General features: G+C 72.7%; 15 protein-coding genes. 7 read left to right on the top strand and 8 right to left on the bottom strand.

The window, feature by feature from the left end; all coding sequences use genetic code 11:
* On the top strand, window positions 1-423 hold the full coding sequence (locus tag ACYVDA_RS08715) for a DUF6153 family protein (protein WP_460817281.1): 423 nt from the start codon (window positions 1-3) through the stop codon (window positions 421-423).
* Between the two features lie 65 nt (window positions 424-488).
* The gene (locus ACYVDA_RS08710) at window positions 489-1034 is read left to right on the top strand and encodes a DUF305 domain-containing protein (protein ID WP_460817278.1); all 546 of its coding nucleotides are present in this window, start codon (window positions 489-491) and stop codon (window positions 1032-1034) included.
* Between the two features lie 12 nt (window positions 1035-1046).
* Here the strand turns inward: ACYVDA_RS08710 and ACYVDA_RS08705 are convergent, their stop codons facing one another.
* Both ACYVDA_RS08705 and ACYVDA_RS08700 read right to left on the bottom strand, forming a co-directional pair.
* Entirely contained in the window at window positions 1047-2441 is a 1395-nt protein-coding gene (locus ACYVDA_RS08705; RefSeq protein ID WP_460817275.1) for a class II fumarate hydratase, read from the bottom strand.
* Between the two features lie 14 nt (window positions 2442-2455).
* On the bottom strand, window positions 2456-3136 hold the full coding sequence (locus ACYVDA_RS08700; RefSeq protein ID WP_460817273.1) for a spermine/spermidine synthase domain-containing protein: 681 nt from the start codon (window positions 3134-3136) through the stop codon (window positions 2456-2458).
* A gap of 149 nt (window positions 3137-3285) precedes the next feature.
* Here ACYVDA_RS08700 and ACYVDA_RS08695 point away from each other — a divergent pair, with 149 nt between their 5' ends.
* A complete protein-coding gene (locus ACYVDA_RS08695; protein WP_460817271.1) occupies window positions 3286-3528 on the top strand; it encodes a hypothetical protein in 243 nt (80 codons plus the stop codon).
* Between the two features lie 33 nt (window positions 3529-3561).
* On the opposite strand, the gene ACYVDA_RS08690 is transcribed toward ACYVDA_RS08695, so the two are convergent.
* Window positions 3562-5238 (bottom strand): fumarate hydratase, encoded by a 1677-nt coding sequence (locus tag ACYVDA_RS08690; protein WP_460817268.1) that lies wholly within the window; start codon window positions 5236-5238, stop codon window positions 3562-3564.
* Window positions 5235-6149, bottom strand: coding sequence for an alpha/beta fold hydrolase (locus ACYVDA_RS08685; RefSeq protein ID WP_460817265.1), 915 nt, complete (start codon window positions 6147-6149; stop codon window positions 5235-5237). The genes ACYVDA_RS08690 and ACYVDA_RS08685 overlap by 4 nt, the downstream gene beginning before the upstream one ends.
* 82 nt (window positions 6150-6231) lie before the next feature.
* Between ACYVDA_RS08685 and ACYVDA_RS08680 the strand changes: the two genes are divergently transcribed.
* Window positions 6232-7074 carry an alpha/beta fold hydrolase gene (locus tag ACYVDA_RS08680; RefSeq protein WP_460817263.1) on the top strand — a complete coding sequence of 281 codons (843 nt, stop codon included), beginning with the start codon at window positions 6232-6234 and terminating at the stop codon, window positions 7072-7074.
* Here the strand turns inward: ACYVDA_RS08680 and ACYVDA_RS08675 are convergent.
* The gene (locus tag ACYVDA_RS08675; protein ID WP_460817260.1) at window positions 7028-7942 is read right to left on the bottom strand and encodes a carbohydrate kinase family protein; all 915 of its coding nucleotides are present in this window, start codon (window positions 7940-7942) and stop codon (window positions 7028-7030) included. The two genes, ACYVDA_RS08680 and ACYVDA_RS08675, sit on opposite strands and share 47 nt — an antisense overlap.
* Before the next feature lie 7 nt (window positions 7943-7949).
* Entirely contained in the window at window positions 7950-8975 is a 1026-nt protein-coding gene (gene glpX / locus ACYVDA_RS08670) for a class II fructose-bisphosphatase (RefSeq protein ID WP_460817258.1), read from the bottom strand.
* Window positions 8976-9018: 43 nt separating this feature from the next.
* Between glpX and ACYVDA_RS08665 the strand changes: the two genes are divergently transcribed.
* A complete protein-coding gene (locus tag ACYVDA_RS08665) occupies window positions 9019-9618 on the top strand; it encodes a DUF4245 family protein (protein WP_460817256.1) in 600 nt (199 codons plus the stop codon).
* Between the two features lie 5 nt (window positions 9619-9623).
* On the opposite strand, the gene ACYVDA_RS08660 is transcribed toward ACYVDA_RS08665, so the two are convergent.
* Together ACYVDA_RS08660 and xseA are read right to left on the bottom strand one after the other, a co-directional pair.
* A complete protein-coding gene (locus ACYVDA_RS08660) occupies window positions 9624-9875 on the bottom strand; it encodes an exodeoxyribonuclease VII small subunit (protein ID WP_460817253.1) in 252 nt (83 codons plus the stop codon).
* Window positions 9868-11145: an exodeoxyribonuclease VII large subunit gene (gene xseA / locus ACYVDA_RS08655; protein ID WP_460817252.1), complete on the bottom strand. Its 1278-nt coding sequence runs from the start codon at window positions 11143-11145 to the stop codon at window positions 9868-9870. The genes ACYVDA_RS08660 and xseA overlap by 8 nt, the downstream gene beginning before the upstream one ends.
* A gap of 48 nt (window positions 11146-11193) precedes the next feature.
* On the opposite strand from xseA, the gene ACYVDA_RS08650 reads away from it, so the two are divergent.
* Window positions 11194-12204, top strand: a complete 1011-nt coding sequence (locus ACYVDA_RS08650) for a 4-hydroxy-3-methylbut-2-enyl diphosphate reductase (RefSeq protein WP_460817250.1) — start codon at window positions 11194-11196, stop codon at window positions 12202-12204.
* Window position 12205: 1 nt separating this feature from the next.
* Entirely contained in the window at window positions 12206-12826 is a 621-nt protein-coding gene (locus ACYVDA_RS08645; RefSeq protein WP_460817249.1) for an L-threonylcarbamoyladenylate synthase, read from the top strand.
* The last annotated feature ends 35 nt before the right edge of the window (window positions 12827-12861 follow it).

The following is a 12861-nucleotide window of genomic DNA, read 5'->3' as shown; positions in this document are numbered from 1 at the left end:
ATGAGCCGTACGCCGTCCGGTCCGACCTCCACGGTCGGCGCCTGGGCGGCGTTCGTCGTGCTGGCGGGCCTGCTGGCCATGCACGGGTTGGCCTCGCACGGGTCGATGGACCCGGGGACCCCGATGACCTCGATGACCTCGATGACGGGGACCACCGCGACGGCCGCGACGTCGGTCCTCGCGCCCGCCCGGGCGGCCGCGCGGGCGCCCACAGCCGACGACCACGGGGCGACGGGCATGCCCGGCATGGGCTCCTGCGTCGCCGTCCTGGGGCTGCTCCTGCTGCTGGTGGTCCTCGCCCTGCGCACGGGAGGCACCGGGTGGCGGGTGGTCGCCGGCCGGCGCCTGCGTCTCCTGGCGCCGCTCCGGGCCCGGCCCCCGGACCCGCCCGACCTGTGGACGTTGTCGGTCTGCCGCTGCTGAGGAGGAGTGCGCCCTCGCACCCCTCGCAGCACCCGCACGCCCACACCCCGTCCTAGGAGAACACCGTGAAGACCCCCGCCACACCCCTGCGCGCGCCCCTGGCCGCCCTCGCCGTCGTCCTGGTCGCCCTGCTCGCCGCCTGCGGCTCCAGCAGCCACACCGCCGCCGACGTCACGTTCACCCAGCAGATGATCCCGCACCACCGCCAGGCCGTGCAGATGGCGAGGATGGCCGCCACCCACGACGCCGGTCCGCAGGTCCGGGCCCTGGCCTCGAAGATCGAGGCGGCCCAGGGTCCGGAGATCCGGGAGATGTCGTCCTGGCTGCGCGACTGGGACGAGAAGGTCCCGTCCTCCTCCGGCACGGCCGGCGGCGCGATGGGCGGCATGATGTCCGGCTCCGACATGCGCGCCCTGGACCGTGCTCGGGGCACCGCCTTCGACCGGCTGTTCCTGACCCAGATGGTCGAGCACCACACCGGGGCCGTGGCGATGGCGAGGAAGGAGCTGAGCGACGGCGCCAACCAGGACGCCACGAAGCTGGCCGCCTCGATCCGGCAGAGCCAGACCGCGGAGATCCGGGAGATGAGGAAGCTGCTCGCCGGGCTCTGAGGACCCGCCGGCTCAGCGGCCGGTCATGCTCCGGACGTCGAGCGCGGCGTCCAGCTCCTCCTCGGTGAGGACGCCGCGCTCGACGTACCCCATCGCGAGGACCTGCTCGCGGATGGTGCGGCCCTCCTTCAGCGCCCCCTTGGCGACCTTCGCGGCCTCCTCGTAGCCGAGGTGCTTGTTCAGCGGCGTGACGACCGAGGGGGAGGACTCGGCGTACGCCAGCAGGCGCTCCTGCTCCGCGGTGATCCCGCTGATGCAGCGGTCGGCGAGCAGCGGCGTCACCGAGGCCAGCAGCCGGATCGACTCCAGCAGGTTGCGGGCCATCACCGGCATCATCACGTTCAGCTCGAAGCTGCCGCTCGCCCCGGCGACGGCCACGGTGGCGTCGTTGCCGATCACCTGGGCGCACACCATCAGGGTCGCCTCCGGCAGCACGGGGTTGACCTTGCCCGGCATGATGCTCGACCCGGGCTGGAGGTCGGGGAGGTGGATCTCGGCGAGGCCCGTCGTGGGTCCCGAGGACATCCAGCGCAGGTCGTTGCAGATCTTGGTCAGGCCCACCGCGATCGTGCGCAGCTGGCCCGAGAGCTCGACCAGCGCGTCCTGGCCGCCCTGGGCCTCGAAGTGGTTGCGCGCCTCGCGGAAGGGCAGCCCGGTGGCCTCGGCGAGGTCGGCGATGACCTGCTCTGCGAACCCGTCGGGGGTGTTGATGCCGGTGCCGACCGCAGTGCCACCCAGGGGCAGCTCGGCGACCCGGGGCAGGGTGGCCTCGAGCCGCTCGATGCCCATCCGCACGATGGCCGCGTAGCCGCCGAACTCCTGGCCGAGCATCACCGGGGTCGCGTCCATCAGGTGGGTGCGGCCGGACTTCACGACGTCGGCGAACTCCTCGGCCTTGGCCTCCAGGGCCTGCGCGAGGTGGTCCAGCGCCGGCACCAGGTGGCCGGTGGTCGCCTCGACGGCGGCCACGTGGATGCTCGTGGGGAAGGTGTCGTTGCTCGACTGGCTGGCGTTGACGTGGTCGTTGGGGTGCACCGAGGTGCCCGCGCGGTCCGCGATCGAGGCCAGCACCTCGTTCATGTTCATGTTCGAGCTGGTGCCCGAGCCGGTCTGGAAGACGTCGACGGGGAAGGCGTCGTGGTGCTCGCCGCCGATGACCGCCTCGGCCGCCTCGGCGATCGCGCGCGCCTGCTCCTGGGTGAGGATGCCGAGGTCGGCGTTGACCCGGGCGGCGGACCGCTTCACGCGCGCCATCGCGACCAGGTGGGCGGGCTCCAGGGTGCTGCCGCTGATCGGGAAGTTCTCGACCGCGCGCTGGGTCTGGGCCCGCCACAGGGCGTCGCGGGGGACCTCGACGTCACCCATGCTGTCGTGCTCGGTCCGGGTCGGGGTCGTCTCCTGCGCCATGCCCGTCAGGTTAGTCACGCCCGGGCGAGGTAGAGCAGGTACTCCTCGTCACGGCCCTGCAGCCCCACCGGGCGCACCAGCTCCTCGGCCGACCCGAAGACCGAGGCCAGCGTCGCGAGCAGCTGCGGCGAGCGGGACGCCGACCACACCACGAGCGCGCCCCCGGGGGCGAGCAGCGCCCGGGTCGCGGTGAGCAGGTCGTGCTGGTAGACCCGGGCGTTGACGTCGTGGACCAGGTAGCCCGGGCCGTTGTCGACGTCGAGCAGCACCAGGTCGTACGCCGACCCCGTGTCCTGCGCCTCGGTGATCGCGGTGGCCACGTCGGCGGTCACCACGCGCAGTCGCCGGTCGGCCAGCAGCGCGGGGCCGTGGGGGACGGTGCCGTCGCGCACCCAGCCGACCAGCGCCTCCTCGATCTCGACGACCACGACCTCCTCGACGCGCGGGTCGGCCAGCACCCGCCGGGTGGTGAAGCCGAGCCCGAGGCCGCCCACCACGACCCGACGCGGGTGCTCGACGAGGTCGAGGGCCAGGACGGCCATGTCCTCCTCCGAGGAGGTCTCCTGGGTGTCCATCACGAAGACCCCGTTGACCCGGAGCTCGAGCACGTCGGCCGCCTGCGGGCTGCTGCGGCGGCGCAGCACGAGCTCCCCGCGCTCGGACTCGGCGCGCGCCACCTCGGCGTACTCGGTCATGGTGCCCTCCTGGTCGGCCCCGGTCGGCCCTGGTCGGACCTGCGTCGCACTGTAGGACCCGGTCGCCCGGGGTCCCGGCTGGGTCGCCTGGGTAGGTTCAGCGGGGGCGGTGTCCGCCGCCCGACCACTGATCACGGAGGTTCGAGAGCGTGGAGAAGAAGCCGGGCGACGACGAGGGTCAGACCTCAGAAGCCGCCGGAGCCGGCCTGCAGGGCGCGGGCGAGGAGATCCAGCCCGACCAGTCGGTCGCGGGCGCCCCGGAGGACGGCGTGCAGGAAGGCCGTCAGGGCCCCAACGCCCGCACGGGCGAGAGCGACCGTCACGACAACGACGACTACGTGAAGCCCGAGGAGCACCGCGACCCCCACGTGGGCCGCGACCTCGACAACTAGGGACGACCAGGAACGCCGAGACGACGAGGAGCGCTACTCCGCCGAGCGCACCCGGAGGCCCGTGATCGGGACGGTCACGGTGCCACCGGGGTCGGTGAAGAAGTCGTTGCCCTTGTCGTCGACCACGATGAAGGCCGGGAAGTCCTCGACCTCGATCTTCCAGACCGCCTCCATGCCCAGCTCGGCGTACTCCAGCACGTCGACGGACTTGATGCAGTCCTGGGCCAGGCGGGCGGCCGGGCCGCCGATCGAGCCGAGGTAGAACCCGCCGTGGGCCTCGCAGGCCCGGGTGACGACCTGGGAGCGGTTGCCCTTGGCCAGCATCACCTTGGAGCCGCCCGCGGCCTGGAACTGCTCGACGTAGGAGTCCATCCGCCCGGCGGTCGTGGGGCCGAAGGAGCCCGAGGCGTAGCCCTCGGGAGTCTTGGCCGGGCCGGCGTAGTAGACGGCGTGGTCGCGGAGGTAGTCGGGCATCTCCTCGCCGGCGTCCAGGCGCTCCTTGATCTTGGCGTGGGCGATGTCGCGGGCGACCACGAGCGGGCCGGTGAGGGAGAGCCGGGTCTTGACCGGGTGCTTCGTCAGCTCGGCGAGGATGTCGTCCATCGGCCGGTTGAGGTCGATCGCGACGACGTCGCCCTCCTCCAGCTCGGTCTCGGGGAGGTACGACGCGGGGTCCGTCTCGAGCTGCTCCAGGAAGACGCCCTCGGCGGTGATCTTGCCCAGCGCCTGGCGGTCGGCCGAGCACGAGACCGCGATCGCGACCGGGCAGGAGGCGCCGTGCCGGGGCAGCCGGACCACGCGCACGTCGTGGCAGAAGTACTTGCCGCCGAACTGCGCGCCGATCCCGAAGGACTGGGTCAGCTCGAAGACCTCCTCCTCCAGCTCGAGGTCGCGGAAGCCGTGGGCGGCCATCGACCCGGAGGTGGGCAGGTTGTCGAGGTAGTGCGCGGAGGCGTACTTCGCGGTCTTGAGCGCGAACTCCGCGCTGGTGCCGCCGATCACGATGGCCAGGTGGTACGGCGGGCACGCGGCCGTCCCGAGCGAGCGGATCTTCTCGTCGAGGAACTCCCGCATCCGCGTGGGGTTCAGGACGGCCTTGGTCTCCTGGAACAGGAAGGACTTGTTGGCCGAGCCGCCGCCCTTGGCCATGAACAGGAACTTGTACTCCGGCTTCCCGCTGGTCTGCGGGGTGGAGTAGATCTCGATCTGCGCGGGCAGGTTGGTGCCGGTGTTCTTCTCCTCCCAGGTGGTCAGCGGCGCGAGCTGGGAGTAGCGCAGGTTGAGCGTGGTGTAGGCGTCGAGCACGCCGCGGCTGATGGCCTCGCCGTCCTCGATGCCGGTCAGCACGCCCTCGGACTTCTTGCCCATCACGATGGCGGTGCCGGTGTCCTGGCACATCGGGAGCACGCCGCCGGCGGAGATGTTGACGTTCTTGAGCAGGTCGGTGGCCACGAAGCGGTCGTTGCCCGACGCCTCGGGGTCGTCGATGATCCGGCGCAGCTGCGCGAGGTGGGCGGGCCGCAGGTAGTGCGCGATGTCGTGCATGGCCTCCGCGGTCAGCCGGCGCAGCGCCTCGGGCTCCACCTCGAGGAAGGTGCGGCCGTCGACCTCGAGGGTCGAGACCCCCTCGGTGGTGATCAGCCGGTACGGCGTCTCGTCGGGCCCCGTGGGCAGGAGGTCGGAGTACTCGAAGTCGGGCGCGTCGCTCACGCCGGAGAGGTTAACCGGGCCCGATCGGCGGTGCGACGCAGCACCTCGGTGAAGGTGCCGAACAGCTCGGCCGGCGTGTCGTGCCCCATCCCGTCGAGGACGACGAGCTCGGCGCCGGGGATGGCACGGGCGGTGGCGCGGCCACCGGAGATGTGCACCATCTTGTCCGCGGCACCGTGGATGACCGCGGCCGGGATCCGGAGCGAGGCCAGGGCCCGGGAGCGGTCGGGCTGGTTGAGGATGGCCAGCATCTGGCGCATCACACCGCTGGCCGAGACGCCGCGGTCGAAGGTCTCCTCGGCCCGGGCGCGCACCTGCTCGTCGGTCTGCGGGTAGCCGGGGGAGCCGATCAGCTTCCACATCTGCGCCGACGACGCGACGTACGCCTCCCGGCCGGCGCCGCGGGTGCCGATCAGCTGGGGGAGCAGCGACGGGTGCTGCCACCCGACGGTGCGACGGCCCACGGTGGACATGATCGAGACCATCGAGCGCACCCGCGCGGGCTGCCGCAGGGCCATCGTCTGCACGATCATCCCGCCCATGGAGACCCCGCAGACGTGCGCGGTCTCCCAGCCGAGGTGGTCCATCAGCCCGAACGCGTCGTCGGCCATGTCCTCGAGGGTGTACGGCGGCCGGGTGCCGCGCCCGAGGAAGGCCTGGACGAGGCCGCGACGGGTCGTGCGGCCCTTCATCCGGCTCGAGCGCCCGGTGTCGCGGTTGTCGAAGCGGACCACGTGGAAGCCGGCCTCGGCCAGCATCCGGCACCAGTCGGGGTCCCACCAGGTCATCGGCCCACCCAGACCCATCACCAGGACCAACGGATCCCCGTCGGGGGACCCGAAGGTCTGGTAGCACAGCTCCACCCCGGGGGAGACCGGGGCGAACAGCTCGTCGGAGACGGGGATCGTCATGGAGTTACCTCAAATCCGGAAATGTCAAGATTGTCGAAGATTAGTTGACCGTCAACACTTGTTTCACGCTACCGTCCGAAAGGTGACCTCACCCCTCGGAACGTTCCTGATGCCGGACGGCTTCGGCGGCCCCACGGGAGTGCGCGCGTTGGCTCGGGAGACCAGCACCCTCGTGGAGGCGACGCGCCTCGTGCGCCGCAACCGCGTCGACCGACGCGCCCGCGCGGTCCTGCCGTACGCCGGCAGCCACCGCGTGCCGCCCCACGACCCGGTGCTCCTCGTGCCGGGGTTCATGGCCGGCGACGCGACCCTGCGGGCGATGTCGACCTTCCTGCGCCACCAGGGGTTCCGCACCTACCGCTCGCAGATCCACGTCAACTTCCGCTGCACGCGGGAGTCCTCGGACCGGCTGGAGGCCCGCATCGAGGCCATCGCCGAGCGCCGCGGCCGCAAGGTGAGCATCGTGGGCCACAGCCTGGGCGGCATGCTCGCCCGCGGCCTGGCCGCGCGCCGGCCCGACCTGGTCGAGGGCGTCGTCAGCCTCGGCAGCCCGGTGATGGCGCCGGGCGCCGTCCACGCGCTGCTGGCGTGGGACGCCCAGCTGCTCAGCCACCTCAACCGCGCCGGGCTGCGCTCGATCATGAGCTCGGACTGCTTCGGCGGTGAGTGCGCCCGGCTCAGCTACGACGAGATGCACGAGCCGCTCCACCCCGACGTGGCCTTCACGGCCGTCTACAGCAAGCGCGACGGCGTCGTGGACTGGAAGGCGTGCCTGGACCCCTCGGCCCGCCACGTCGAGGTGCGCACCAGCCACTGCGGCATGGCGGTCGACCCGGTCGTGCTCGACCACGTCCTCAGCGCCCTGCGCGAGCAGCAGCTCAGGCGGGCCAGCTTGGCGCCAGCTCCGCTCGCCGAGGTGGGTTAGCCCCGCGCCGCTCGCAGGTCAGGGCGGCGTACTCGATCGAACCGGACAGCAGGCGGGCCAGCTCGGCCTCCTCCGTGGGCACCCCGGGGCCGACCGGCTCCAGCGCGCCCAGGTCGTGCAGCTGGGCCAGGGTCGCGGCCATGAAGGCGTCGCCCGCCCCGACGGTGTCCACGACGGCCACCGGCCGGGTGGTGCCGTGCACGGCGCGGTCCCCGGCGAAGGCCGTGGCGCCGTCGGGCCCGCGGGTGAGCAGCACCAGCTCGGTGCGTCCGCCGCCCAGCAGCTCGCGGGCGACGTCGTCGGGGTCGCTGTCCGGGCGCAGCAGCAGCGCGTCCTCGTCGCTGAGCTTGACCAGGGTGCAGCGCGCGCCCAGGTCGCGCACGAGCGCCCACGTGGCGTCGCGGTCGTCGACGAAGGTCTCGCGCAGGTTGGCGTCGAAGCTGACGAACAGGTCGCGGTCGACGGCCTGGTCGACCAGGTCGGACACGCTCTCGCGACCGGGCTCGAGGATCGTGCCCAGGGACCCGACGTGGAGCCCCTGGCAGGCCGGGAGCTCCTGGCGCGGCAGCGACCACTCCAGGTCGAAGTCGTACGACGCGGCGCCGCCCGCGTCGAGCGTGGCCCGGGCGACGGACGAGCGGCCGCTGGTGGTGGGGGCGGTGAGCACGACGGCGCCGCTGGACTCGACGTGACGCACGAGCACCTCGGCGCGCTCGTCGTGCCCGACCTGGGTCACCAGGGTGGCGGGCACCTCGAGCCGGGCCAGGCCGACCGCGACGTTGAGCGGCGAGCCGCCCGGGGTCTCGGTGGTGTCGCCGTCCGCGTCCAGCACCACGTCGATCAGGGACTCGCCGACCACGACGTACACGCGCGGCTCAGCTCTCGAAGTCGACGTCGGCGTACGCGCGCAGCTTCGACAGCTTGTGCTCGGAGTGGATCGAGCGGATCGTGCCGCTGCGCGAGCGCATCACCAGCGAGTGCGTCGAGGCGCCGCCGGCCTTGTAGCGCACGCCCTGCATGAGCTCGCCGTCGGTGATGCCGGTCGCCACGAAGAAGCAGTCGTCGCCCGCGACCAGGTCGTCGGTGCTCAGCACGCGGTCGAGGTCGTGACCGGCGTCGATCGCGCGCTGGCGCTCGGCGTCGTCGGTCGGCCACAGCCGGGCCTGGATGACGCCGTCGAGGCACTTCATCGCGCAGGCGGCGATGATCCCCTCCGGAGTGCCGCCGACCCCGAGCAGCAGGTCGATGCCGGTGCCGGCCCGGGCGGCCATGATGGCCCCGGCCACGTCGCCGTCGCTGATGAACTTGATCCGGGCGCCGGTGGCGCGGATGTCCTCGGCCAGCTGCTCGTGGCGGGGCCGGTCCAGCAGCACGACCGTGACGTCGCCGGGGCGCGTGCCCTTGGCCTTGGCGACCTGGTGGACGTTCTCGGCGACGGGGTAGCGGATGTCGACGACGTCGGCCGCCTCCGGGCCGGTGACCAGCTTCTCCATGTAGAACACGGCCGAGGGGTCGTACATCGTGCCGCGCGGGGCCACCGCCATCACCGCGATCGCGTTGGCCATGCCCTTGGCGGCCAGCGTGGTGCCGTCGATCGGGTCCACCGCGACGTCGCACTCGGGGCCGTCGCCGTCGCCGACCTCCTCGCCGTTGTAGAGCATCGGCGCGTTGTCCTTCTCGCCCTCGCCGATCACCACGGTGCCGCGCATGCCGACGGTGGAGATCAGGGTGCGCATGGCGTTCACGGCCTTGCCGTCGGCGCCGTTCTTGTCGCCTCGTCCGACCCACCGGCCGGCGGCCATGGCCGCGGCCTCGGTGACCCGCACCAGCTCCAGGGCGAGGTTGCGGTCGGGGGAGCTGGGGGCGACGGACAGGGAGTCAGGGACGTGGCTCTCGGACATGGCGCCGACTCTAGCCGTCCAGGTGCTTGGCAGGATGGTGTCCATGAGCCAGTCCCAGCCCCCGCGCGCCCCCCAGCCCTCCCGGGCTCCCCAGGGGGGTCGCTACACCCGCAGCAACAGCGGTCTGCTCGCGGCCATGCTGGTGACGGTGCTGGTCGTGGTCGCGTTCGTGGGGTTCCGCGGGCTGTTCCGCGACAACGCCGCGACGCCCGTGCAGGCGGTCGACTACCGGGTGATGCTCAAGGCCGGCGTGGCCGACGACAAGCTGGCGATGCTGGCCCCGCCGCGGCTGCCGATCGGGTGGAAGGCGACGTCCGCGACGTACACCACCGGCACGAACCCGTCCTGGCACGTCGGCATCCTCACCACGAAGCAGAAGTTCGTCGGCATCGACGAGTCCCGGGCCTCGATCTCCGACCTGGTCAAGCAGTACGTCGACCCGAACGCGACGCGCGGCAAGGACCTGCAGCTGGCCGGGGAGACCTGGCAGGTGTGGACCGACTCCGGGGGTGACTACGGCCTCGCCCGCACGCTCACCGGTCCGGGGCCGGGTCGGGTGCAGGAGTCGGTGCTGGTCGCGGGCTCGGCCCCCGACGCCCAGATCCGCGACCTGGTGTCGCAGACCAAGGTCAACGCCCGCTAGCCCCGCTAGCCCTGCGAGCCCTGGTCACCCTGGTCACCCTCGGGGCCCAGGGCGCGGTCCAGACGCTCCCGCGCTCCCTCGAGCGCGCGCTGGCAGACCTTGGCGAGCTCCTCGCCCTGCTCCCACAGGGCCAGCGACTCGGCCAGGCTGGTGCCGCCCTGCTCCAGGGTGCGCACGACCTCGACGAGCCGGTCGCGGGCGTCCTCGTAGCTCAGGTCGGGCTCGGACCCGGCCGGGGTGGCGGGTGCGTCAGTCATCGTGGTCCGTCCGTTCGTCGTCTGGCTCGTCGTGCGGGTCGTGGAGCAGGTCGATCCGGTCGACGCTGGTCGTGGTCGCGCCGATGCGGCCGTCGCCGACCCGGATGTGGATCGCGTCGCCGGCCGCCAGGCCCGCGACCGTGGACAGGGCCCGGCCGTCGGCGTCGGAGAGCACGGCGTAGCCCCGGCGCAGGGTGGCCAGCGGGGACAGCGCCCGGATGCGGGCCAGCTGGTGGACCAGGTCGTCCTCGCCGCGGTCCAGCCGGTGCACGAAGGTGCGCCGGGCGCGCTGGCGCAGCTGGTCGACCTCGGCCAACCGGTCGGCCAGACCGCCGCGGGGGTCGGCCAGGACGGGCCTGCTGACCAGGGCCTGGAGCTGGCGACGCTCGCGCTCGACCAGGCCCAGCACGGCGCGGCGGCCGCGCTCGCGGACCTGGAGCAGCCGCTGGGCCTCCTCGGCCACGTCGGGCACCACCCGCTTGGCGGCGTCGGTCGGCGTGGAGGCGCGCACGTCGGCGACCAGGTCGAGCAGCGGGGAGTCCTGCTCGTGACCGATGGCAGAGACCACCGGCGTCCGGGCCGCGGCGACGGCGCGCACGACGGCCTCGTCGGAGAAGGGCAGCAGGTCCTCGACCGAGCCGCCACCACGGGCGACCACGATGACGTCGACCTCGGGGTCGAGGTCGAGCGCCCGGACGGCCTCGATCACCTCGCGGGCCGCGTGGATCCCCTGCACCGACGCGTGCCGGACCGCGAACCTGACCCCGGGCCACCGCCGCCGCCCGTTCTCCAGCACGTCGCGCTCGGCCGCCGACCCCTGGCCGGTGACCAGGCCGACGGTGCGTGGCAGGAAGGGCAGCGGGCGCTTGAGCGCCACGGCGAAGAGCCCCTCGGCGGCCAGCAGCTGCCGCCGTCGCTCCAGGCGGGCCAGCAGCTCGCCCTCGCCCACCAGCCGGATCTCGCGCACGGCCAGCGAGAGCGACCCCCGGGTGGCGTAGAACGACGGCCGGGCGTGCACCACGACCTGGGCCCCCTCGACCAGGGGGGTGGGCAGCGCGTCGAGGACGCCGCGGGGGCAGGTGACGGGGACCGAGACGTCGGCGAGCTTGTCGCGCAGGGTCATGAACACCGTCGCGGTCCCGCCGCGACGGGAGACCTGGGTGATCTGACCCTCGACCCACACCGCGCCCAGACGGTCCACCCACTGGCCGATCGCCTGCGAGATCTGGCGGACCGGCGCCGGGTGCTCGGGCGAGGTGTCCAGGGCCATGGCCGCACCCTAGAGCCTGGGGTGGAGGTCCCCGCCTACGATGGGGGCATGGTTGATCTGGGTACGCCGAGCGTCCTCTCGCCCGACGACGCCGAGCGCGCCGTCCGCCTGGCCGCCCCCCGGGGCTACTGCGCCGGCGTGGACCGCGCGGTCATCACGGTCGAGAAGGCCCTGGACCTCTACGGCTCGCCGGTCTACGTGCGCAAGCAGATCGTGCACAACAAGCACGTGGTCGCCGGGCTGGAGTCGCGCGGGGCGATCTTCGTCGAGGAGCTGGACGAGGTGCCCGAGGGCGCCACGGTCGTCTTCTCGGCCCATGGCGTGTCGCCGATGGTGCACGCCGACGCCGCCGAGCGGAACCTCAAGACCATCGACGCGACCTGCCCGCTGGTGACCAAGGTGCACCACGAGGCCCGCCGCTTCGCGACCGACGACTACGACATCCTCCTGATCGGCCACGAGGGTCACGAGGAGGTCGAGGGCACCGCAGGCGAGGCGCCGGCCCACATCCAGCTCGTGCAGAGCCCGGCCGACGTGCCCGGCATCGTGGTGCGCGACCCCGCCAAGGTGGCCTGGCTGTCCCAGACCACGCTGTCGGTCGACGAGACCATGGACACCGTGGACGCGATCCGCGAGCGGTTCCCACTGCTGCTCGACCCGCCCAGCGACGACATCTGCTACGCCACCCAGAACCGCCAGCTCGCCGTCAAGGAGATCAGCCCGGGCGCCGACCTCGTGATCGTGGTCGGCTCGGCCAACTCCTCCAACTCCGTGCGCCTGGCCGAGGTCGCGCTCGAGGCGGGTGCCCTGGCCGCCCACCGGATCGACGACGCCGGCGAGATCGACGAGGCCTGGCTCGAGGGCGTCCGGTCGGTCAGCGTGACCTCGGGGGCCTCGGTGCCCGACGAGCTGGTCACCGGGGTGCTGGACTACCTGGCCGCCCGCGGCTTCCCCGACGCCGAGGCCGTGCACACGGCCGAGGAGTCGTTGATCTTCGCGCTGCCCCCGGAGCTGCGCCGCGACATCCGTGCGGCTGCGCTGGCCGCCGAGCAGCGGTGACGTGGCCCGCTACGTCGACGTCCACCCGGTGGACCCCCAGCCCCGGGCCATCGCGCAGATGGTGGAGCTGCTGCGCTCCGGCGGGCTGATCGCCTACCCGACCGACTCCTGCTACGCCCTGGGCATCCAGCTGGGCAACCGGGACGGGCTGGACCGCATCAAGCGCCTGCGTCGTCTCGACGACAAGCACCACTTCACTCTGGTGTGCCGCGACTTCGCCCAGCTCGGTCAGCTGGTGCAGCTCAACAACGCGGCCTTCCGGTCGATCAAGGCGGCGACCCCGGGGGCCTACACCTTCATCCTCCCGGCCACCTCCGAGGTGCCCCGGCGGCTGATGCACCCGAAGAAGAAGACGGTCGGCGTGCGGATCCCCGACCACCCGGTCGTGCGGGCGCTGCTCGAGCAGCTCGGCGAGCCGCTGCTGTCGAGCACCCTGCTGCTGCCCGACCACGACGAGCCGATGACCGACGGCTGGGCGATCAAGGAGGAGCTCGATCACTCCGTCGACGCGGTCGTGGACTCCGGTGAGTGCGGGGCCGAGCCCACCACGGTGGTCGACTTCTCCGACGGCGTGCCCGAGGTGACGCGCGTGGGCGCGGGGGACCCCTCCAGGTTCGAGTGAGCCCGACGGGCGACCCGCACCCGGTGCCGGATCAC

Source organism: Nocardioides korecus (assembly GCF_054778395.1).
The sequence above is the reverse complement of the archived record's forward strand: the minus strand, read 5'-3'. Positions and strand labels throughout refer to the sequence as shown.

What these genes read in the sequence shown, in the direction of transcription:
- ACYVDA_RS08715 (WP_460817281.1), top strand. Translation starts at nt 1, where the DNA reads ATGAGCCGTACGCCGTCCGGTCCGACCTCCACGGTCGGCGCCTGGGCG.
- ACYVDA_RS08685 (WP_460817265.1), bottom strand. Translation starts at nt 6,149, where the DNA reads ATGACGATCCCCGTCTCCGACGAGCTGTTCGCCCCGGTCTCCCCCGGG.
- ACYVDA_RS08705 (WP_460817275.1), bottom strand. Translation starts at nt 2,441, where the DNA reads ATGGCGCAGGAGACGACCCCGACCCGGACCGAGCACGACAGCATGGGT.
- ACYVDA_RS08650 (WP_460817250.1), top strand. Translation starts at nt 11,194, where the DNA reads ATGGTTGATCTGGGTACGCCGAGCGTCCTCTCGCCCGACGACGCCGAG.
- ACYVDA_RS08660 (WP_460817253.1), bottom strand. Translation starts at nt 9,875, where the DNA reads ATGACTGACGCACCCGCCACCCCGGCCGGGTCCGAGCCCGACCTGAGC.
- ACYVDA_RS08665 (WP_460817256.1), top strand. Translation starts at nt 9,019, where the DNA reads ATGAGCCAGTCCCAGCCCCCGCGCGCCCCCCAGCCCTCCCGGGCTCCC.
- glpX (WP_460817258.1), bottom strand. Translation starts at nt 8,975, where the DNA reads ATGTCCGAGAGCCACGTCCCTGACTCCCTGTCCGTCGCCCCCAGCTCC.
- xseA (WP_460817252.1), bottom strand. Translation starts at nt 11,145, where the DNA reads ATGGCCCTGGACACCTCGCCCGAGCACCCGGCGCCGGTCCGCCAGATC.
- ACYVDA_RS08700 (WP_460817273.1), bottom strand. Translation starts at nt 3,136, where the DNA reads ATGACCGAGTACGCCGAGGTGGCGCGCGCCGAGTCCGAGCGCGGGGAG.